The organism is Polaromonas sp. CG_9.5, assembly GCF_035984465.1.
GTDB lineage: Bacteria > Pseudomonadota > Gammaproteobacteria > Burkholderiales > Burkholderiaceae_C > Polaromonas.
The window spans coordinates 52,076-73,078 of the sequence record NZ_JAXCHR010000004.1 but is presented as its reverse complement, the minus strand read 5'-3'; the positions used below and the strand labels follow the sequence as shown (position 1 = coordinate 73,078).

Annotated in this window: 18 protein-coding genes; 10 read left to right on the top strand and 8 right to left on the bottom strand. The window is 62.6% G+C overall.

Annotated features, from left to right (window positions below; all coding sequences use genetic code 11):
- Positions 1 to 40: 40 nt before the first annotated feature.
- The 6 genes from RCH06_RS04370 (at position 41) to RCH06_RS04345 (ending at position 6,867) form a co-directional block, all read left to right on the top strand.
- Complete coding sequence (locus RCH06_RS04370) at positions 41 to 2,677, top strand: 4Fe-4S binding protein (RefSeq protein WP_327080213.1); 2,637 nt, start codon at positions 41 to 43, stop codon at positions 2,675 to 2,677.
- Entirely contained in the window at positions 2,674 to 3,948 is a 1,275-nt protein-coding gene (locus RCH06_RS04365) for a nitrous oxide reductase family maturation protein NosD (RefSeq protein WP_442799593.1), read from the top strand. Before RCH06_RS04370 ends, RCH06_RS04365 begins: the two co-directional genes overlap by 4 nt.
- Entirely contained in the window at positions 3,926 to 4,858 is a 933-nt protein-coding gene (locus RCH06_RS04360; protein ID WP_327080212.1) for an ABC transporter ATP-binding protein, read from the top strand. Before RCH06_RS04365 ends, RCH06_RS04360 begins: the two co-directional genes overlap by 23 nt.
- A gap of 7 nt (positions 4,859 to 4,865) precedes the next feature.
- On the top strand, positions 4,866 to 5,678 hold the full coding sequence (locus RCH06_RS04355; RefSeq protein ID WP_327080211.1) for an ABC transporter permease: 813 nt from the start codon (positions 4,866 to 4,868) through the stop codon (positions 5,676 to 5,678).
- Positions 5,675 to 6,226 (top strand): nitrous oxide reductase accessory protein NosL, encoded by a 552-nt coding sequence (locus tag RCH06_RS04350; RefSeq protein ID WP_327080210.1) that lies wholly within the window; start codon positions 5,675 to 5,677, stop codon positions 6,224 to 6,226. The genes RCH06_RS04355 and RCH06_RS04350 overlap by 4 nt, the downstream gene beginning before the upstream one ends.
- A 143-nt stretch (positions 6,227 to 6,369) precedes the next feature.
- The gene (locus tag RCH06_RS04345) at positions 6,370 to 6,867 is read left to right on the top strand and encodes a nitrous oxide reductase accessory protein NosL (RefSeq protein WP_327080209.1); all 498 of its coding nucleotides are present in this window, start codon (positions 6,370 to 6,372) and stop codon (positions 6,865 to 6,867) included.
- A 155-nt stretch (positions 6,868 to 7,022) separates the two neighbouring features.
- On the opposite strand, the gene RCH06_RS04340 is transcribed toward RCH06_RS04345, so the two are convergent.
- The 3 genes from RCH06_RS04340 to RCH06_RS04330 all read right to left on the bottom strand — a co-directional run bounded on the left by RCH06_RS04340 (position 7,023) and on the right by RCH06_RS04330 (position 9,240).
- A complete protein-coding gene (locus RCH06_RS04340) occupies positions 7,023 to 7,739 on the bottom strand; it encodes an SPOR domain-containing protein (RefSeq protein WP_327080208.1) in 717 nt (238 codons plus the stop codon).
- Positions 7,733 to 8,617 carry a biotin--[acetyl-CoA-carboxylase] ligase gene (locus tag RCH06_RS04335; protein WP_327080207.1) on the bottom strand — a complete coding sequence of 295 codons (885 nt, stop codon included), beginning with the start codon at positions 8,615 to 8,617 and terminating at the stop codon, positions 7,733 to 7,735. The genes RCH06_RS04340 and RCH06_RS04335 overlap by 7 nt, the downstream gene beginning before the upstream one ends.
- 83 nt (positions 8,618 to 8,700) lie before the next feature.
- Positions 8,701 to 9,240: an SET domain-containing protein gene (locus RCH06_RS04330; RefSeq protein WP_442799592.1), complete on the bottom strand. Its 540-nt coding sequence runs from the start codon at positions 9,238 to 9,240 to the stop codon at positions 8,701 to 8,703.
- Between the two features lie 197 nt (positions 9,241 to 9,437).
- Here RCH06_RS04330 and RCH06_RS04325 point away from each other — a divergent pair, with 197 nt between their 5' ends.
- Complete coding sequence (locus RCH06_RS04325; RefSeq protein WP_327080206.1) at positions 9,438 to 12,422, top strand: DNA topoisomerase III; 2,985 nt, start codon at positions 9,438 to 9,440, stop codon at positions 12,420 to 12,422.
- 234 nt (positions 12,423 to 12,656) lie between these two features.
- Here the strand turns inward: RCH06_RS04325 and RCH06_RS04320 are convergent, their stop codons facing one another.
- From RCH06_RS04320 to RCH06_RS04305, 4 genes are all read right to left on the bottom strand, one after another.
- The gene (locus RCH06_RS04320; protein ID WP_327080205.1) at positions 12,657 to 13,481 is read right to left on the bottom strand and encodes a gamma-glutamyl-gamma-aminobutyrate hydrolase family protein; all 825 of its coding nucleotides are present in this window, start codon (positions 13,479 to 13,481) and stop codon (positions 12,657 to 12,659) included.
- A gap of 117 nt (positions 13,482 to 13,598) precedes the next feature.
- Complete coding sequence (locus RCH06_RS04315) at positions 13,599 to 15,038, bottom strand: sensor histidine kinase (protein ID WP_327080204.1); 1,440 nt, start codon at positions 15,036 to 15,038, stop codon at positions 13,599 to 13,601.
- Between the two features lie 52 nt (positions 15,039 to 15,090).
- Positions 15,091 to 15,765, bottom strand: coding sequence for a response regulator transcription factor (locus RCH06_RS04310; protein ID WP_327080203.1), 675 nt, complete (start codon positions 15,763 to 15,765; stop codon positions 15,091 to 15,093).
- 144 nt (positions 15,766 to 15,909) lie between these two features.
- Entirely contained in the window at positions 15,910 to 16,407 is a 498-nt protein-coding gene (locus RCH06_RS04305; protein ID WP_327080202.1) for a MarR family winged helix-turn-helix transcriptional regulator, read from the bottom strand.
- 189 nt (positions 16,408 to 16,596) lie between these two features.
- Between RCH06_RS04305 and recA the strand changes: the two genes are divergently transcribed.
- From recA to RCH06_RS04290, 3 genes are all read left to right on the top strand, one after another.
- Complete coding sequence (gene recA, locus RCH06_RS04300; RefSeq protein ID WP_327080201.1) at positions 16,597 to 17,760, top strand: recombinase RecA; 1,164 nt, start codon at positions 16,597 to 16,599, stop codon at positions 17,758 to 17,760.
- Between the two features lie 112 nt (positions 17,761 to 17,872).
- The gene (gene recX / locus RCH06_RS04295) at positions 17,873 to 18,379 is read left to right on the top strand and encodes a recombination regulator RecX (RefSeq protein ID WP_327080200.1); all 507 of its coding nucleotides are present in this window, start codon (positions 17,873 to 17,875) and stop codon (positions 18,377 to 18,379) included.
- A 227-nt stretch (positions 18,380 to 18,606) separates the two neighbouring features.
- Positions 18,607 to 19,788, top strand: a complete 1,182-nt coding sequence (locus RCH06_RS04290) for a hypothetical protein (protein ID WP_327080199.1) — start codon at positions 18,607 to 18,609, stop codon at positions 19,786 to 19,788.
- 297 nt (positions 19,789 to 20,085) lie between these two features.
- Here RCH06_RS04290 and argC read toward each other — a convergent pair whose 3' ends face one another.
- Positions 20,086 to 20,997, bottom strand: a complete 912-nt coding sequence (gene argC, locus RCH06_RS04285) for an N-acetyl-gamma-glutamyl-phosphate reductase (RefSeq protein ID WP_327080198.1) — start codon at positions 20,995 to 20,997, stop codon at positions 20,086 to 20,088.
- Positions 20,998 to 21,003: the final 6 nt, after the last annotated feature.

The following is a 21,003-nucleotide window of genomic DNA, read 5'->3' as shown; positions in this document are numbered from 1 at the left end:
CACCGTGATTCGCTGCCCCTTTTTGTCGTCTGGATACCCGATGCTTTTGACTCCATCCCGCTTTCTGGCGACCCTGTGGATTGCGCTCATTGTTGCGCTGACAGCCATTTCCCCAAGCGTCCAAGCTGCGGGGTCAGGCACCTACGAAGCCGAACTTCCGGCCAACCTGGCGACGGCCAAAGACATGTGTGCCTTGCTGCCATGCAAGGACGTGTTTCCGGGCGCCACCCATTTTTCAGAACGCAAGGGCCAGCCGCCCTACGTTGAAGCCTACGACAAGGCCGGTGAAGGCCGCCAGTTGCTGGGCTACGTGATGCTCTCGACCGACATCACCGACACACCTGCCTACTCGGGCAAGCCCGTGGTCACGCTGATCGGCATGGACAAGACGGGGCATTTTGTCGGCGTCAAGGTGCTCAAGCATTCCGAACCCATCTTGTTGCTGGGCATTCCCGAATCCGCACTGCTCAAATTCAACGATCAATACCTCGGCAAGTCGGTCACTGACAAGATCGAGATCGGCCAGTCGCGGCCCGACGAAGGCATCATCGGACTGGACGCCATCTCTGGCGCCACCGTCACCGTCATCGCACAAAACCAGGTCATGATGACTTCGGGCACCAGCGTGGCCCGCCAGGTCGGCATTCTGGCGCCCACGGTGCGCGAGCCCGCGCGCTACAAGGTGACGGGCAATGCGCTCACCTGGGACGAGCTGGTGGGGCGCGGCGCTGTGCAGCACCTGTTGGTAATGCCCGAGCAGCTCGGCCAGGAGCGCAGCGCAGACCCTTTCATCGAGTTGTGGTTTGGTAACCTCAGCCAGCCCGACATTGGCAAAAGTGTGCTCGGCGCCACCGGCTGGGCTAGTCTCAAGCAGCAACTCAAGGACGGCGAGCACGCCATTTTTGTGATCCGCACACGCGGGCGCGAATCGTTCAAGGGATCGGGCTTTGTGCGCGGCGGACTGTACGACCGGGTGCAGGTCAAGCAGGGCGCTGATTCGTTCACCTTTCGCGATCTGGATTACTTGAACCTGTATGGGGTGCAAGCTGCGGGTGCGCCCCGCTTCAACGAATCGGCCATCTTCATCATCCGCTCCAAGGCGTTTTCGGACGCCTACCCGTGGAAGCTGAGCCTGCTGGGCAACGGCATTGACCGCACCACTGGTGCCAAAAGTTTCACCAGCTTTGATACGCCCTATTGGCTGCCCGCCTCCATGCTCGAAGGCGGCCGCCCCAAGGTGATCGAGCCCGACGCGCCCTGGGTGCGCATCTGGAAATCGCGCGCGGTCGAAATCGTGCTGTTTGTCATTTTGCTGGTCACTGTCGCGGTGGTCTATGCCTTTCGTGAAACGCTCACACGCCGGTCTACGCACAAGAACAAGTGGCCGGTCAACGCCTTCAAGTACACGGCCTGGACGCTGTCCATCGTGTTTGTGGGTTTTGGCGCCATGGCGCAGCCGTCCATCACGCAGGTGTTGACCTGGTTTCATGCGCTGCTGTTTCAGTGGACCTGGGCGCTGTTTCTGTCGGATCCGTTCATCTTCCTGTTCTGGGTCTTCATCATCATCACCGTGTTTTTGTTCGGGCGCGGGCTGTTCTGCGGCTGGATGTGCCCGTTCGGCTCGCTGTCAGAAGCCATCTTCAAGGTGGCGCGCAAGGTGGGCTTCAAGCGCTTTCAGGGGCAGGTGCCGCAGCGCTGGCACGACCGGTTGAAATGGCTCAAGTACATCGTCTTTTTTGGCCTCATCGCGGTGTCGATGTTCTCGATGGGCCTGGCCGAGAAGCTATCCGAGGTCGAACCCTTCAAGACCACCTTTCTGGTCGGCATCTTTAACCGCCCCTGGCCTTACGGTCTGTTTGTGGCCGCCATCCTGGGCCTGTCGATCTTCATCGAACGGCCTTACTGCAAATATATTTGCCCCCTGGGTGCGTCGCTGGCCATGCCGAGCACTTTCCGCTGGTTCGGCCTCAAGCGCAAGCAGGACTGCAACAGCTGCAAGGCCTGCGCCGTGGGCTGCGGCGCACAGGCGATTGACGCCGATGGCCGCATCGACCACCGCGAATGCCTGCATTGCCTGGACTGCATGATTTTGTACACCGACACCAAGGGCTGCCCGCCGCTGGCCAAGGAACGCAAGCGGCGAGAAAAGGATGGTCTGGAAATGACGCCGATCGGCAAGAACGGCTATTTCATCCCGATTTACCCCGCCACCAGCTTCACGGATCAAATCAGCGCCAAGGCCGTGAATGGCCCCGACCCGCGCATGCCCACGCCGCCTGTGTTGCCTGCGCACAAAAACGGCGCGCACGGCCTGCAGTGGCTGTGGCTTGAAGTGCGCGACCATCTGTGGCCCTGGAGCGCCGATGGCTGGCGCTCGCAGCGCGCCTTGCAGATTGCCGGCATCTCGCTGGCCATCGCGGCCAGCGTGGCCTGGGTGATGACCGCCATGGGCAGCTTGTCTTCTGGCGCCATCATCGGCTGGTGGTTTGGCTGGAGCGTGTACGAGGTGTTGATTCGCCTGTCGGGCAAGCGCTACGTCAAGGACGGCGTGTGGTGGCGTGACCACTACCGTGTGGCCGGCGTGATGGACATGGTGAGCTATGTGGGCTTCAAGAACCTGATGATTGGCGCGGCGCTGTTCCTGGTGTTCAAGTCGCTCGGCTGGCTGGTGTTATGAAGTCTGCCTTGCTGCGTCTGACCTGTGCCGCGCTGCTGGCCCTGGCGGGTCTGCCCATGCTGCATGCCGCCACGGTGGCGGTGCGGCCAGGGCAAGACCTGCAGGCCGCCATTGCTGCTGCTGCGCCAGGCGATGTGATCGAGGTGCAGCGCGGCCACTACCGCGCCAATCTCCGGATCGACAAGCCGCTGACGCTGCGCGGCATCGACCGCCCGACCATCAGTGGCGGCAACCAGGGCGACACCATCCGCGTCACCGCAACCGATGTCACGATCGAAGGCCTGATCGTTCGCGACTCGGGCAGCAGCCTGCAAGACCAGAACGCCGGCATCTATCTCTTTCCCGGCTCCGACCGTGCCGTGGTGCAGCGCTGCGACCTGACCTACAACCTGTTCGGACTGTGGGTCGAAAAAGTGAACGACGTGCGCATTGAGGGCAATACCATTACCGGCAAGCGTGACTACGACTCGGCGCGGCGCGGCAACGGCATCCAGCTCTACAACACGCAGCGCGCACAGATTATCAACAACAACATCAGCTTCGTGCGCGACGCGCTGTATGTCGACGTGACCCACCATGCGGTGTTCCGGGGCAACAACCTGCACCACAGCCGCTACGGCACGCACTACATGACGTCCTACTACAACCTGTGGGAAAACAACGATACCTACTACAACCGGGGCGGTCTGGCGCTGATGGAAGTGCGCGAGCAGACCGTGCGCGGCAACCGCGCCTGGGGCAACGCCGACCACGGCATCATGCTGCGCTCGGTGCAGGATTCGGTGGTCGAAGACAACGTGGTCGCCGGCAACCGGCGCGGCTTTTTCATCTACGACGTCGAATACGTCACCCTGCGGCGCAACCTGGTGGTCGACAACTTCGTCGGCGCGCACCTCTCGGCGGGCGTGAAGAACAACATCGTCGAGCAGAACGATTTCATTGCCAACCGCCAGCAGATTCGCTACGTGGGCACCAAGGACGAAGCCTGGGGCGGCAAGGTGGGCAACCACTGGAGCAACTACGTCGGCTGGGACCGCGACGGCAACGGCATTGGCGACGTGCCTTACACGGCCAACGACATGGTCGACCGCCTGAGCTGGCGCTACCCGAGCATGAAGTTGCTGCTGGCCAGCCCGGCAGTGCAAGCGCTGCGCCTGGTTGGCCAACAGTTTCCCGTACTGCGCGTTCCCTCAGTGGTCGACGCGAACCCGCGCATGCATCCTGAACATCCCAACTGGAGTCCCTGGCGTGGCAAGTACTTCCCCGGTTGACGCACAAGCGGCGGTTTCGCTGCGCGGCGTGACCAAATATTACGGCGCGGTGCACGCGGTGGATGGCGTCGACCTTGACATCGCGCGTGGCGAGATTTTTGGCCTCATCGGCCACAACGGCGCGGGCAAGAGCACGCTGTTCAAGATGATGCTCGGGCTGGAGGCCGCCACTGCGGGCGACATCGTGCTGGGTGGCGCGCCGGTGCGCGGTCGGGGCTTTCGGGCCGCACGCCGGCACATCGGTTACCTGCCGGAAAACGTCGTGCTCTACGACAACCTGAGCGGGCTGGAAACCCTGAACTTCTTTGCCCGCCTCAAGCACGCGCCGCTGGCGCAGTGCCCCGGGCTGCTCGAACGCGTGGGCCTGGCGCACGCCGGCAAGCGTGCGGTGCGCGAGTATTCCAAGGGCATGCGCCAGCGCCTCGGGTTTGCGCAGGCGCTGCTGGGCACGCCGCAGGTGCTGTTCCTCGACGAACCCACCAACGGCCTCGATCCGCAAGCCATCCGCGACTTCTACGCCACGCTGCGCACGCTGCAGACCAGCGGCGTCACCGTCGTGATCACTTCGCACATCCTGGCCGAGTTGCAGGAGCGCGTAGACCGGCTTGCCATCATGGCCAATGGCCGCATCCAGGCGCTGGGCAGCGTACAGGCGCTGCGCGATCAGGCGCAGATACCGCTGGTGTTTGAGTTGGCACTCGATGCTGCGTGTGTGAATGCGGTGGCGCAGGCGCTGCACGCGGCGACGGGCAGCACCGCCGAACCCCTGCCGGGCGGCCTGCGTCTGGCCTGTCCGCGCGAGCACAAGATGACGGTGTTGGCCGCGCTGGCCCCCTTTGGCAACCAGGTGCGCGACCTGGCGTTGCGCGAACCCTCGCTTGAAGACCTGTTCTTCGGCTTTTCCGACTGAGACCGCCATGGAACTGACGCAAATTTTTACCCTGGCCGCCAAGGAGTTCCGCGACCGCATCCGCAACCGCTGGGTGCTGGCGGTGGCGCTGGTGTTCACGGTGTTCTCGCTGGTGATCGCCTATTTTGGCGGCGCGCAGCAGGGCGCCGTTGGCTTTCGCTCCATTGAGGTGACCATTGCCAGCCTGGTCAGCCTGGTGATCTACCTGATCCCGCTGATCGCCTTGCTGCTGGGTTTTGACGCCATCGTGGGCGAGCGCGAGCGCGGCTCGCTCGACCTGCTGCTGTCGCTGCCCATTACACGGCTGGAGCTGCTGCTGGGCAAATACCTCGGGCTTGCGGCAGCGCTCACACTCTCAACACTGGCAGGCTTCGGCCTGGTCGCCGTGCTGCTGTACCAGCAGCTGAGCTGGGCCGGGCTGTACCACTACTTTGGCTTCATGGTCAGCTCGGTACTGCTGGGCCTGGCGTTCCTGAGCCTGGCTGTGCTGCTGTCGGTGCTGGCGCGCGAGCGCACGCGGGCTTCCGGCATGGCGATTGCGCTGTGGTTCTTCTTTGTGCTGGTGTTTGACCTGCTGCTGCTGGGCGTGCTGGTCGCCACAGGCGGGCGCTTTGGCGGCGACGTTTTTGCCTGGCTGCTGCTGCTCAATCCGGCGGATGTGTTTCGTATCCTGAATGTGTTTTCGCTCGACGACGTGCGTACGCTGTATGGCCTTTCGACCATCGTCCCGGTCTCGATGGGCAGCCAGGCGCTGCTGGGCAGCGTCATGCTGGCATGGATTGTTTTGCCGCTTCTGGTGGCGCGTTGGAGATTCAAATGACCCGTGGAAAATTTTCAGACTGGTCTGTGCGCTCATTGGCGCAGACATTCGCGCTCAGCGCCATTTTGGGCCTGGGATTGTCAGCCTGCGACAAAGCGCCCCAGGCCACAGCCCTGGCGCCGGTCGAGATCGACCGCTCGACCAGTTGCGAGCTTGACGGCATGCTGCTGGCCGATTACCCCGGTCCCAAGGCGCAGGTGCATTACGCCGGGCAGGCGCAGCCGAGCTTTTTTTGCGACACGGTGGAGCTGTTCAGTACGTTGCTGGCCGGCGAGCAGGTGCGCCACGCCAGCGCCATTTATGTGCAGGACATGGGCCAGACCGAGTGGGAACACCCCAGCGGTCACTGGATTGACGCCAAGACCGCCGTCTATGTACTGGGCAGCAAGCGCCACGGCTCCATGGGGCCGACGATTGCCAGCTTTGCCCAGCAAACCGACGCCAACAAATTTGCTGTCGAATACGGCGGCAAAGTAATGCGCTTTGCCGATATCAAGCCCGACATGGTCGACCTGAGCGGTGGGGCTTCGCACGACACGCGGATGTAAGCACGCCATGAGGCTGTTGTCCCGACACAGGCCCGTGAAGGCGCTTGGGGCACTGGTGCTGACCGCCATACTCCTGGGCGCCCTGCTGGCCGCGTGGAACGTGCCTGTCCTGCACAACGCGCTGGCAGGCACATCAACCCGGCATGGCAGCTGATGTCTGTGTGGTGGCATCTCCCACGCCTTACGATCCTGCGTCGGGGCTGTCGCTCGCCGCGCCACGCGTAGTGCCTGCCGATGCGCGCTGTCCGGTCTGCGGCATGTACCCGGCGCGTTCGCGGGACTGGGCTGCGCAGGTTATTTTCGGCAATGGCGATGCCCAGTTTTTTGACTCGCCCCCGAGTTTGTTCGTGTACTTGCACAATGTGGCGCGCTACAACCAAGGCCATCACGCGGACGATATCGTCGCCAGCTATGTAAGCGATGCCGACAATGGCCATTGGGTGCCTGCCCGCAGCGCCACTTATGTAAACGGCTCTTCGGCCCGGGGCCCGATGCGCACCGGGAACCTGCCGGCATTTGCCGAAGTCACTGCGGCGCAGCGGTTTGTGCGTGTGCATGGCGGAGAATTGCTCAGCGCCTCAGACGTCACCCCTGAGCTGTTGCAGGGCCTCCGGGCTACAGCAGCGGTGCACGCACACTAGCGCAGAGTCGCCCTGACCGGCAAACGACAGGTTTAGCATCAAACAGGCCGCTTGCGCAAGCTGCGTAATCACAAGAAGCTATTAATTCAGTAGCAAAAATACTGGATTTCTTGCACGCTGTGGTTGCCAATCCAACGGGTTGCGCTCTAAAGCCCTCAGCTGCAGGCCTGGACCGCCTTGTCCAACAGGTAAGGCTTGAGCGCGTCAAGTTTGGCGCGTATTGACGCATCGGCCGCAGGCAGCCTGAGCCACAGGCTGGGCAATTCGGGCCGTTCCAGAATCACTTTGGCGCTGCGCAGACCGCGTTGCTCCATTTGCGCCAGGACGTTTTCAGCATCGGCTTTGGATGCAAAGCTCCCCAGCGACAAACCGGGATTCAGCAGCGGGCTGATGGGCGGCTCGAAGGTGAGGCCCAGCTGCTCCAGTTTGACGCGCTTGCGGTTCATGGCGTCTTTGCTGATGTACTTGCCCATGTAGATAATCCAGCGCGCCGAATCGCCGCTGCTCTCGAACGACCAGCTGTTCGCCGGCAGGCCGTTGTGCAGCCGCAGCCGCAAGGCACGCGCCTGGTGCTCGGTAAACATCCCCACCTGCAGGCACTGCGTCGCGCCGGGCGGCAGCGGCGCTGGCGGTGTGAGGGGCGTTCCAGCGGTCGCTACCCTTGGCGTTTTGCCCGCCGGAGCGGGCTGTGAAGGCGGGGCCTGTGGGCTGTCCGTGGCCAGCTGCATGGCTTCGGGCCGGATCTGCTGCGCCAGCCGTTCGGGCTCAGCCACCCGTTCCCGCACGAAACCATAGGCCCCCAGCCAGCCGTGTCCCAACGCAAAATACGCCCCATTGGCCAGCAGCAGGACGAGCACCAGTATTTTCAGCACGGGTGCGCGCCTTTCGCGCCATCGGCTTGCACCGGCCGAACGCTGACTTCAGAACTCGTGACTTCGCGCATGCCATCTGCCGTATGCACCAGCAGCGCGCCGCTTTCGGTCACGCCGTGCGCCGTGCCCTGCGTGCCGTCCGACAAGCGCACGCCACGGCCGCAGAGCACGTCGCGCAGTGCAAAACGGGCCTGAAAAGGCGCAAAACCGAACTGCTCGAACGCCTGCACCGTCTGCACCAGCGCCGGCACGATGCGCAGCAAGGCATGCGCTGCGTCCAGGTCGGGGTCGAGTTCCTGCAGGCCGCCGGGGGCGACTGCCGCCGCCAGCGCAGGGTCAGCCGGTGGCAGGGGCACGGGCCGGATATTGATGCCCACGCCGATGACGACCTGACGCACGCCGTCGCCCAGGGCGGTTTCCACCAGAATGCCGGCCAGCTTGCGCTCGCCTTGAGGGGTCGACAGCCACAAATCGTTCGGCCATTTCAAACCGATCCGGGGCGGGGCGGCAGGGCGAGTTTGGCCGGCGGTGGGCGGCTCCAGGCTTTCGGCCACGCTGATGCCCACGGCCAGCGACAGGCCGGACCAGTCAGCCGGCTGCAGCGGCAGGCTGAGCGAAAACATCAAGCTGTCGCCGCGCCGGCTTTGCCAACTGCGGCCCAGTCGGCCACGTCCGGCGCTTTGCTGTTCGGCCACCAGCAGCGTGGGTTCGGGCTGGGGCGGCTGGCTGGGGCGGCCTTTGAAGCGGCGCATCAGCTCGCTGTTGGTCGAATCGATCTCGGGCAGCACTTCCACCGTAAAGCCGGGCAGGGTGGGCGCCACGGCTTCCCAGAGGGCCTCGGCAGGCCAGCGGATGGGGGATGTCAGAGGAGCGTTCACGAGGGGCTTCGGCGAAAAGTGTTTAAAGGCGTTTTGATGGAATGAATGAAATGGCCAAGGCAATGAAGGCGTGCCAGGCAGGCTCAGCCTTTCTTGGCGACTGCCCTTTTGGCCGGTTTCTTTTTTTCCTTGGGTGCCAGCAGTGTGCCCCGGCAGTCGGGCGCGCCGCACCAGCAAGGGTAATCGGCCAGCAGCTTTTTCGTGTATTTGGCGTCAATCACCAGGCCGTAGTCATAAAACAGCTCGTCGCCCGCCGCGATGTTGCGCAGCGCTTTGATGAACACGCGTTCGCCGATTTCGTCGGCTTCGCAGTTGGGCTGGCAGCTGTGGTTGATCCAGCGCGACGAGTTGCCGCCCACGTTGGCATCAATCACGTGGGTTTCGTTGATGTGAAAGTAAAACGTGTGGTTGGGTTGCGCCGGGTCGTGCGGGTGGCGACGCAGTGCCTCGGGCCAGCTGATGACTTCGCCCACGTATTCAATCAGCGTTTCGCCTTCCGCCAGATCTTGCAATGCAAACACGCCCTTGCCATGCACGCCAGAGCGGCGCGTCTGAATCCGGCGGCTGTCGCTGCGCGTCGCGGGCGGTGAAGAAGGCGAGAGGGAAGCCCGGTTTTTTGGCACGGCAGATTTTTTGGTATGGTTAATTCATGTGTGTGCGTGCGCCCCGGCGCGCGTACATGCGCGAGACAGCGGTATTGTAATGACGCCCCTTGGCTGAACCTGACAGCCGCTTTCTGGCCCACACACTCGACAAAAGCCGCGTTGGCGCAAAGCGGGGAAATTTTTCCCCGAAGATGAAAAATAGTAGAAACGTATTTATGAAAACACTGGTAATTGCCGAAAAACCTTCGGTCGCGCAAGACATCGTTCGGGCGCTGACGCCCACGGCAGGCAAGTTCGACAAGCACGACGAGTATTTTGAAAGCGACGACTGGGTCATCACCTCAGCCGTCGGCCACCTGGTCGAAATCCAGGCGCCTGAAGAGTTCGACGTGAAGCGCGGCAAGTGGAGTTTTGCCAACCTGCCGGTGATTCCGCCGTACTTTGACCTCAAGCCGATGGACAAGACCAAGACGCGGCTCAACGCCATCGTCAAGCTGACCAAGCGCAAAGACGTGGTCGCGCTGGTCAATGCCTGCGACGCGGGCCGTGAGGGCGAGCTGATCTTCCGGCTGATCCAGCAATACGCCAAGAGCAAACACCCGGTGAGGCGGCTGTGGCTGCAGTCGATGACGCCGGCCGCCATTCGTGACGGTTTTGCCGCGCTGCGCAGTGACGCGCAGATGCTGCCGCTGGCCGACGCGGCGCGTTGCCGCTCCGAGGCCGACTGGCTGGTCGGGATTAACGGCACGCGTGCCATGACGGCCTTCAATTCACGCGACGGCGGTTTCTTTTTGACCACGGTAGGCCGGGTGCAAACGCCGACGCTGTCGGTGGTGGTCGAGCGCGAGGAAAAAATCCGCAAGTTCGTTTCTAGAGACTACTGGGAAATTCATGCCACGTTTGGCGCTGAAGCCGGCGAGTACCCCGGCAAGTGGTTTGACCCGAAATGGAAGCGCGCCACCGCCAACGCCGCCACCGGCGAAGGCGCAGAGCCGGACGCCGAACTGAAAGCCGACCGGCTCTGGACCGAGCGCGAAGCCAAAGCCATTGCCGACGCCGTGCGCGGCCAGACCGCCACCGTGACCGAGGAATCGCGGCCCACCACGCAAGGGCCGGGATTGCTGTTTGATTTGACCTCCCTGCAGCGCGAAGCCAACGGCAAGTTCGGCTTTTCAGCCAAGACCACGCTGCAAATCGCCCAGAGCCTGTACGAGCGCCACAAGGCGCTGACCTATCCGCGTACCGACTCGCGCGCGCTGCCCGAAGACTATGTGCCGGTGGTCAAACAGACCTTCGAGATGCTGGCGAACAGCGACATGCGCCACTTGGCACCGCACGCCGCCACGGCGCTGCAGGGCAACTATGTCAAGCCGACCAAGCGCATTTTTGACAATGCCAAGGTCAGCGACCACTTTGCCATCATCCCGACGCTGCAAGCGCCCAGCGGCTTGTCAGAAGCCGAGCAAAAGCTCTATGACCTGGTGGTGCGCCGCTTCATGGCGGTGTTTTTCCCGAATGCCGAATACCTCGTCACGACGCGTATTTCGCTGTCAGTCGGCCACAGCTTCAAGACCGAAGGCAAGGTGCTGGTCAAGCCGGGCTGGCTGGCGATTTACGGCAAGGAAGCCGCCGGTGAAGTGGCGGACGCCAAAGAAGGCGACAAGGGCCAAAATCTGGTGCCGGTCAACCCCGGCGAACGTGTCGGCCTTGAAGCGGTCGATGTCAAGGGCCTGAAAACCCGACCACCGGCTAGATACAGCGAAGCGACGCTGCTGGGCGCAATGGAAGGCGCGGGCAAGACGATTGACGACGAAGAGCTGCGCGCGGCCATGCAGGAAAAAGGCCTCGGCACGCCCGCGACCCGCGCTGCAACGATTGAAGGCCTGATCGCCGAAAAGTACATGCTGCGTGAAGGCCGCGAGCTGATTCCGACGGCCAAGGCGTTCCAGCTGATGACGCTGCTGCGCGGCCTGGATGTGCAGGAGTTGTCCAAAGCCGCGCTGACCGGCGAGTGGGAATACAAGCTGGCGCAGATGGAGCAGGGCAAGCTCAGCCGGGAAACCTTCATGGCAGAGATTGCCGCCATGACGAAAAACCTGGTCGAAAAAGCCAAGGGCTACAGCCGCGACAGCGTTCCCGGCGACTACGCCACGCTGCAGGCGCGCTGCCCGAACTGCGGCGGCGTGATGAAGGAAAACTACCGCCGCTACGCCTGCGTCGGCAACACCGACAGCTTTGAGGGCTGCGGCTTCAGCTTCGGCAAAACCCCGGCCGGCCGCACCTTTGAAACCGCTGAAGTCGAAAAATTCCTGACCGACCACAAAATCGGCCCACTTGAAGGTTTTCGCTCCAAAGCAGGCTGGCCTTTCACCGCCGAAATGGTCTTGAAGTTCGACGAGGAAACGAAAAACTACAAGCTCGAATTCGATTTTGGCGACGACAAGAACGCAGATAGCGGCGAGATCGTAGAGTTTGGCAATCAGGCGTCTTTGGGCGCTTGCCCGAAATGTGCCAGTGCCGTGTACGAGCTGGGCAAAAATTACGTCTGTGAAAAGTCGGTGCCCACGCTGGCGCAGCCCACGCCGAGTTGCGATTTCAAGACCGGCCAGGTCATCCTGCAGCAGCCCATCGAGCGCGAACAGATGGTCAAACTCTTGAGCACCGGAAAGACCGATTTGCTCGACAAGTTCGTCTCGATGCGCACGCGCCGTGCCTTCAAGGCGCATCTGGCGTGGGACAAGGAAGCCGGCAAGGTGAATTTTGAATTCGCGCCGTCCAAATTTCCGCCCAAGCCGGGCGCAGCGGCAAGAGCAGACCGGCCCGTAAAAACGCCGTTCGGCAAGACGGTGGCCGCCAAATCAGCCCCCAAGGGCGCAGCGCCAGCGGCGAAAAAAGTCGCCGTCAAAAAGGTCGCGGCCAAGAAAGTCGCCGTCAAGACCGACAAACCGAAGGTCGCCCGCAGGACGACGCCGGGCGCGGGGCTCAAACCCAGCGACGCACTGGCCGCCGTGATTGGCACCGAGCAAGTCGCGCGTCCGCAGGTCATCAAGAAGCTGTGGGACTACATCAAGGCCGAGAACCTGCAAGACCCGGCCAACAAGCGCGCCATCAACGCTGACGCCAAGCTGCTGCCGGTGTTCGGCAAGCCGCAAGTGACGATGTTCGAGCTGGCCGGCATTGTGGGCAAGCATTTGAGCTGAGGCCGGCGGCAGGCTATTGCGCGGTTGCTATTTTTTTAATAGCTGCCAGCGCACGTCCTGCTTGCGCAACAGGCCTGTTTGATGCTTATTTTGTCGCCAGCGGCTTGCTTTCGCTCTTCAAACCGCCGTAAATGCCCGGCACACGCGCGGCGCTGCCGCAACTGGCGCGGCGCTGCCGCAACTGGCGCGGCGGTGTCGGCGACCCTTTGCGTGAGGCGCGCGCAGGCGGCGGATTCAGGGTTGCGGCGGAAGCGCGGGTTCGTGCAGGGCTTTGGCGACTTTGGCCGCAGTGACCGCGCCCAGGAAGTCTTTCAGCACCGCGCCGTCATCAATCGTGTCGGAGCCGGGCTTGTGAAACTCGGGGTGCCACTGCAGCGCGGCGATGTAACTTTTGGAGCGGTCTTTGCGGCGTATCGCTTCCACGATGCCGTCGGTCACGCTGTAGGCTTCGGCTTCAAACTCGGGCGACAAGTCTTTGATGGCCTGGTGGTGAATGCTGTTGACGCGAACCCGCTCCACGCCCGGGTACAGGCTTGACAGCCGGGTGCCGGGCACGATATCGACGCTGTGAAAGTTCAGGTCGTAGGTGTCGGCGTCGCGGTGAACGAAGGAGTCGGGCACCTGGGTGTTGATGTCCTGGTAAAGCGTTCCGCCATAGGCCACATTGAGCAACTGAAGCCCCCGGCAGACGCCGAACACCGGCTTGCCAACGGCTACAAAAGCGGCCACCAGCGCCTTGTCGTAGTCGTCGCGCACATGGTCGCCCGACCATCTTTCTTCCAGCGGGACTTCGCCATAGCTGCCCGGCCAGACATCGGCGCCGCCGTGCAGCACCAGTCCGTCCAGCCACTGGGCGTAATGCGCATAGGTCACGTCGCCGCGCTGGGTGCTGCCGGTGGGGCACGGCACCATCACCACCATCGCACCCGAGGACATGAGCCAGTGCGCAATCGATTGCTCGACATATTGCAGGGTCTTGCCGGAAAACATGGAGCGTGTCGGGTCGGCGTGCGAGAAGCAGGCGGAAAGACCAATTTTCAAACGGCTGGAGGAGGGCATGATTTTTGGAGGAGTAAGAGGATGAAGACAGACCAGGATGGTTGACAGAAGTTTCAAAAAACCGAATCTGCTATGGGGCTATTCAAACATCACGCCTGAGTTTTCTGCTGCCCAAGCCTAGCTCATGCCGACAAAACGCAAGGTGACGCGGGTGCCTGGCGAGTTTGAGTGGCCCGGCAGGCTGGCGTCTTCTACCGTGATGGAGGCACCGTGCTGCTGCGCTATTTCCTGCACGATGGCCAAGCCCAGGCCGGAGCCATCGACATTGGTGCCTAACGCACGGTAAAACGGCTGGAAAACCAGCTCGCGTTCCGACTCCGGAATGCCCGGCCCCGAATCCTCGACGATCAGCACCAGCACGCCGCTGAACCTGTCGACCATCAGCCGCAGCGTGACATGGCCTTGCGCGGGCGTGTAGTTGATGGCGTTGTCGAGCAGGTTGCGAACCAGCTCCTTGAGCAGCGTCGGGTTGCCTTCGAGAAAGGTCGTTTGGCTGCCAGCCACCGGGCCGTCATAGCCGAGGTCGATGTTCTTGTCGAGCGCGCGCGGCACCGAGTCGCCGATGACTTCAGACACCAGGCTGACCATGTCTACATGCTGTTTGGCCAGCGCGCGGCCCGTGGTTTCGGCGCGCGCCAGCGCCAGCAACTGGTTGACGGTGTGGGTGGCGCGGATGCTGGACTGGCCAATGTGCTTGAGCGATTTTTTAAGATCGTCGGCGTTGGTTTCGCGCTGCGCCAGGTCGGCCTGCATGCGCAGCCCGGCCAGCGGCGTCTTGAGCTGGTGGGCGGCATCGGCCAGAAAGCGCTTCTGGGTCGACAGCGAGACCTTGAGCCGGCTCAGCAAGTCGTTGACAGAATCGACCAGCGGCACCACTTCTTCGGGCACGCCGGTTTCATCAAGCGGGCTCATGTCGTCGGGTTTTCGGGCGCGAATGCGTTTTTCGAGTTGCGCCAGCGGCTTGATGCCGCGCACCAGCGCCAGCCACACCAGCAGCACTGCCAGCGGCAGCGTGACGAACTGCGGCACCATCGTGCCCTTGACGATCTCGGTCGCCAGCGTCTTGCGTTTTTCCAGCGTTTCCGCCACCTGCACCAGCACCGGAGCGGAGGCCGGCGTGGCGCCTTTGATGTCCACCTTGATCCAGGTGTAGGCGACGCGAACTTCCTCGCCCAGAATGAAGTCCTGGCGCAGCCGGACTTCTTCGTTCTCGGGTTTTTCCTCGTCAGGCGGCGCGGGCATGTCACGCTCACCGCTCAAAAATTCGCCGTGCGTGCCCATGACCTGGTAATAGATCAGGTCGGTGTCATCAGCACGCAAAATTTCGCGCGCGGGCGCCGTCAGGTTGAACTGAACCTGGTTGCTCTTGACCACCAACAGCTTGGCCAGCGCCTGCACGTTGTATTCAAGCGCCCGGTCAAAGGGTTTGCCGGCAATGTTTTGCGCCACCAGCCAGGTCAGCACCAGGCTAATGGGCCACAGCAGCAGCAGCGGCGTCAGCATCCAGTCGAGGATTTCACCAAACAGGCTGCGCCGCTCGCGCTGAAAAATCCTCAAAACGGCCCCCTCGGGGGGCAGCGAACCACACGCAGTGGGGAGCGTGGGGGCATCAGCTTGGGATCTTTTCTAGGAAGTAGCCAAGCCCGCGCACGGTGGCGATGCGGATCGGGCCTTTTTCGATCTTTTTGCGCAGCCGGTGGATGTACACCTCGATGGCGTTGTTGCTGACTTCCTCGCCCCATTCGCACAGGCGTTCGACCAGCTGGTCTTTGCTGACCAGTCGGCCTGCGCGCTGCAGCAGCACTTCGAGCAGCCCCAGCTCGCGCGCCGACAGCTCCAGCATCTGGCCATCAATCGTGGCGACGCGGCCTGCCTGGTCGTAGATCAGCGGGCCGTGCTTGATGGTGCTGCTGGCGCCGCCCATGCCGCGCCGCACCAGCGCGCGCACCCGCGCCTCCAACTCCTGCAACGAAAACGGTTTGGCCATGTAATCGTCAGCGCCGTAGTCCAGCCCCTTGACGCGCTCTTCCACGCTGTCGGCGGCGGTCAGAATCAGCACCGGCAATGTGGAGCCGCGTGCGCGCAGACGCTTGAGCACTTCCAGCCCGTGCATTTTCGGCAGGCCCAGGTCCAGGATCAGCAGATCGAACTCAGTGTTGGTGAGCAGTGCGGCGTCGGCTTCGGTGCCGCTGGCTACATGGTCGGCCGCTGCGCCGGAGGCACGCAGGGTGCGCAACAGGCCGTCGGCCAGAACCTGGTCGTCTTCGGCAATCAAGATACGCATGGTTTGTCTCTCCTGGAATTGCGACCGCATCGAGACGTGCGGAATGCATGTTGTCTAGCATTCAAATTCTAGGCGCTTACGTTCCCGGCAAGTCAGGGAAATACACGGGTCGGCGCAGATCGCTGGCCGGGGCGCAGGGGCGGCTCAATGCAGCGCATAGGCTTCCAGCCCCAGCGCCACCACGGTGGCTACATCGTCGCCCACCGCCTGCCGGAACTCCGCTTCGGCCTGTGCCACGGCGCACCGGAAAGCCTCCAGCCACAGCAGGCCGGATTCGGTGAACACCACGCGCCGGGCGCGCTTGTCGTGGGGGTCGGCTTCGCGCAGAACCAGGCCCCAGGCTTCGCACTGGTTGACCAGGTCGCCCATTGCCTGCTTGCTCATGCCGGCGCTGGCGGCCAGCTCGGTCAGGCGCGAACCGCCCACTGCCAAATGCCGCGTGATGTGGATGTGCGCCGCCCCGACCTGATCGCGCGCGGCCAGGTTCGACAGCGCCAGCGGCACCTCGACCGTGCGGGCCATCAGCACCAGCACGCGTTCGTCAAACCGGCGCAGGGCGTGGCCCATCAGGCGGCCCAGATGGGTGAGCCGCCAGGTGGTGTCGTAGGCGGCATGGGCGCTTGAAACAGGGTTTTGTTGCATGCAGGCGATGCTACTTTATTTTGCTGTTTATGGTCAGGCAAACTGACTAAAAATAGGGTTTACTTTGATCTATAACGCCCATAAAGTACTGTCCATGCACCCAGTACCGGCTTCAAAGGCCGGGCTGAAGTTCCGGTGAAAAGTACGTGCAAAAACTTTTTACCCCGTTGATTTTTAAGGAAATTTGTCATGGACGCACCGAACAAGACCGCCCCCGGCCTGAACACCGAAAAAGCCAAGGCGCTGGCCGCCGCGCTGGCCCAGATTGAAAAGCAATTTGGCAAAGGCACCATCATGAAGCTGGGCGCCGGCGAAGTGATTGAAGACATCCAGGTGGTGTCCACCGGCTCGCTGGGCCTGGACATTGCGCTCGGCGTTGGCGGCTTGCCGCGCGGCCGGGTGGTTGAAATTTACGGCCCTGAGTCGTCGGGCAAGACCACGCTGACGCTGCAAGTGATTGCCGAGATGCAGAAAATCGGCGGCACCTGTGCCTTTGTCGATGCCGAGCATGCGCTGGACATCCAGTACGCGCAAAAGCTCGGCGTCAATCTGCAGGAACTGCTGATCTCGCAACCCGACACCGGCGAGCAGGCGCTTGAAATCGTCGATTCGCTGACCCGCTCCGGTGCAGTTGACCTGATCGTCATCGACTCGGTGGCGGCGCTCACGCCCAAGGCCGAGCTGGAAGGCGAAATGGGCGACTCGCTGCCCGGCCTGCAGGCGCGACTGATGAGCCAGGCGCTGCGCAAGCTGACCGCCACCATCAAGAAGGCCAACTGCATGGTGATTTTCATCAACCAGATCCGCATGAAAATCGGCGTGATGTTTGGCAGCCCCGAAACCACCACCGGCGGCAATGCGCTGAAGTTCTACGCTTCGGTGCGGCTGGACATTCGCCGCATCGGCTCGATCAAGAAGGGCGACGAGGTCATCGGCAACGAAACCCGCGTCAAGGTGGTGAAAAACAAGGTGGCTTCGCCGTTCAAGATGGCCGAGTTCGATATTTTGTATGGCGAGGGCATCAGCCGGCTGGGTGAAGTGCTTGACCTGGGCGTGGCCAACCATGTGGTTGAAAAAGCCGGTGCCTGGTACGCCTACAACGGCGAAAAAATCGGTCAGGGCCGCGACAACTCGCGTGAATTTCTGCGTGAAAACCCGACGCTGGCCATCGAGATCGAAAACAAGGTGCGCGAAGCGCTGGGCATTCCGCTGATTCAGCCCGCGCAAGGCAGCGCCGAGCCTGAAAAGGCTGCCAAGCCCGAGAAAGCCGAAAAGGCAGAAAAGCCTGCGAAGGTGGCTGCCGACAAAGCGCCGTTGGCGCCTTTGCCACCGGCCGCGCCGATCGAGTCTTGAGCCGTATTTTTATGCCAAATCAGGCTTTTGCGCAGTCTGAACGGTCGCAAGCAGCTATTGAAAGCATAGCTGCTCTGCGCGGCGCACTACCGGCCTGCGCGGGAGCCGCCCCATGAGCCAAGCCAAACCCGCCGCCCGTGCGGGCTTTGGCCTGTCGCTCAAGGGCCGCGCCCTGCGTTACCTGGCCGGCCGCGAGCATTCGCGCGCCGAGCTGGAACGCAAGCTGAAAGACCACGAGGAAACGCCCGGCCAGCTGGCGCAGGTGCTTGATGACCTTCAAGCGAAAGATTTCATCAGCGAGGCGCGGGTTGTTGAATCGGTGATCAACCGCCGCGCCAGCCGCTTTGGCGCGGCGCGTATCAAGTACGAGCTGCTGAACAAAGGGTTGGGCGCCGAAGCGGTGGCCGCAGCTGTGGCGCAGCTCAAGGAGGGCGAGCCGGAGCGGGTGCAGCAGGTCTGGCAGCGCAAGTTTGGCGTGCCTGCCCTTGACGCTGCCGGCCAGGCCCGCCAGATGCGGTTTTTGCTGACACGCGGATTCTCGGCCGATGCAGTGCGCCGCGTGCTTCGCAACGCGGCCAGCGCTGCCGGGGAAGACGGCGCGGAGTCACCCATTGATTGAGCAGCAGTCCTGGCAGCGCTGGCTGAAACAGCCTGCTGACATCACCAGTCTCGACAAGCCGACAACTTGACAAGCCTCTTTCTGACAATTCAGTCTGGCGCTTCAGGGCACATTGGAGTGCCGGGAAGACGCAGCAGTGATTAATAAAAACACTGTGCCGACCGGCGCTGTATCCAGCAAAGTCTGGCTGCAGCTTACTAATAACAGTCCAGCCTAAGGAGCTACCCATGAGCGATAGCAATCCCCGCAACGAAGACATCATCACCGGCGCACCCGGCTCTCACCCCCTCGGCACAGGTGTCGGCGCATCTGGCGGCGCTGTGACGGGCGCTGCTATTGGCACCATGGTCGCAGGCCCGGTGGGTACTGTGATTGGCGGTGCCATTGGTGCCATTGCCGGAGGCTTGGCTGGCAAGAGTGTTGCTGAAAACGCAAATCCTACCGAAGGCGGCGCGCCTGAAGAGCATGCCGTCGGCACCACCGTGGGTGCTTCGGGCGGCGCCCTTGCAGGCGCTTCGGTGGGTGCCATTGGCGGCCCTATCGGCATGGCCGCTGGCGCAGCCATTGGCGCGGCAGCTGGCGGCATGGCGGGTCGCGGTGCCGCTGAAGTGGTCAACCCTGACCCAACCGACCGACTGACCGATCACAACCTGGCCTCTGGCGTTGGAGCTGGCGGCGGCGCACTGGCCGGTGCTGCTGCAGGTGCTGTTGCCGGGCCGGTTGGAATGGTCGCCGGTGCCGCAATTGGTGCCGTTGCGGGTCACAAGGCTGGCGAGGGCGTGGGCGAAGTTGCCAATCCAAAGAGGGGCGATGACCTGCAGGAGCACCACCTTGCTTCAGGTGCAGGCACTGGCGGCGGCGCACTGGCAGGTGCGGCTGTAGGCTCAATTGCAGGGCCGGTAGGTGCCATCGTAGGTGCGGCAGTGGGTGCCGGTGCAGGTCACATGGCCGGCAAGGGCACAGGAGAAGCCGTTAATTCCAAGCGCCACGATGAAGTGGGCGATCACAACCTGGGCACCGGCGTGGGTGCCGGAACCGGCGCAGCCACGGATGCCATGGTGGGCGCTGTCGGCGGCCCGGTCGGCATGGCCGTAGGCGCTGCTGTAGGCGGCCTGGCTGGTGCTGCTGCTGGCAAAGGCGTTGCCAGCGCCGTCAATCCGGTTGCTGAAGATGATTACTGGCGTACGGCTTACAGCACGCGCCCCGGCTACGTGCAAGGCTACGGCTACGACGAAGATTATTCGCCCGCTTACCGCCTGGGCTACGAAAGCCGCGCTCGTCATGCAGGCAAGAGCTACGAAGAGGCTCAAACCATGCTGCAAAGCGACTGGGAACAGCATCGCGGTGCCTCCCGCCTGACGTGGGATCAGGCCAGCCAGGCTACGCGCGATGCATGGCAGCGTGTGTGATTGCACTTGACACCCAAGAAGCAAGCGCAAGACACAACGCCTGACGACAAGCGCTGGCACAGTCCAGCGTAAGCCGGCAGGGGTTTTGTAGTCACCTCAAAGAAGAAACCGCCTCATGGGCGGTTTCTTCGTTTGGGGCATTACTCCTTCAGTGGCTGGATGAAAAAGTGTTCGCTAGCCAGGATTTGCTACTGAATCAATAGCTGCCTGCGCAGGTGGGGTCTGCGCAAGGTGCCTTTTTGACAATGAAAGCTCGTTTGGCTGGCTGCAAAGCCAATGCGCTCGGGCAGACGCGGCTTAAAGCTCCAGCATGAGCTTGAGGTTTTGCACTGCTGCACCCGATGCGCCCTTGCCCAAATTGTCCAGCCGCGCCACCAGCACGGCATGGCGGTAGCTGTCGTTGCCAAACACGCGCAATTCCATTTTGTTGGTGTCCTTGAGCGCCAGCGCATCGAGCTTGCCCGATTCGGGCGCGGCTTCCACGGTGACCCATTCGCTGCCCGCATAGTGGCTGGCCAGCACGTCATGCAGGCACGCAGCGCTTGGCTGGTCGGGCAACAAGTCCAGGTGCAGCGGCAACTGCACCAGCATGCCCTGGATGAAATTGCCCACTGACGGAATGAACACTGGCCGGCGGCGCATGCCGGTGTACTGCATGATTTCGGGCAGGTGCTTGTGTTCCAGGCTCAGCCCGTACAGCTCAAACGCCGGCGCGGTGCCGGCTTCATAGGCCTCGATCATCTGGCGACCGCCGCCTGAATAACCGCTGATGGACGGCAGGCTCAGAGGAAAGTCGGCTGGCATCAGGCCTGCATCAACCAGTGGACGAATCAGCGCAATCGCGCCGGTGGCGTAACAACCGGGGTTGGCCACGCGGTCAGCTGCGATGACGGCTTCGCGCTGGCCGGCCCTCAGTTCGGGAAACCCGAACACCCAGCCCGGCGCCGTGCGGTGCGCGGTCGAAGCGTCGATGATCTTGGGCTTTTTGCCGGGCAGCGAGTCGATCATGGCGACCGATTCGCGCGCCGCGTCGTCGTGCAGGCACAAGATCACTAGGTCAACCTGCGCCATCAGGTCGCGCTTGGCGGCGGGGTCTTTGCGCAACTCGGGCGCAATACTGACCAGCTCAATGTGCGGCATGGCTTGCAGCCGTTCACGAATTTGCAGTCCGGTGGTGCCGGCTTCGCCGTCGATAAAAATTTTTGGCATAAATAC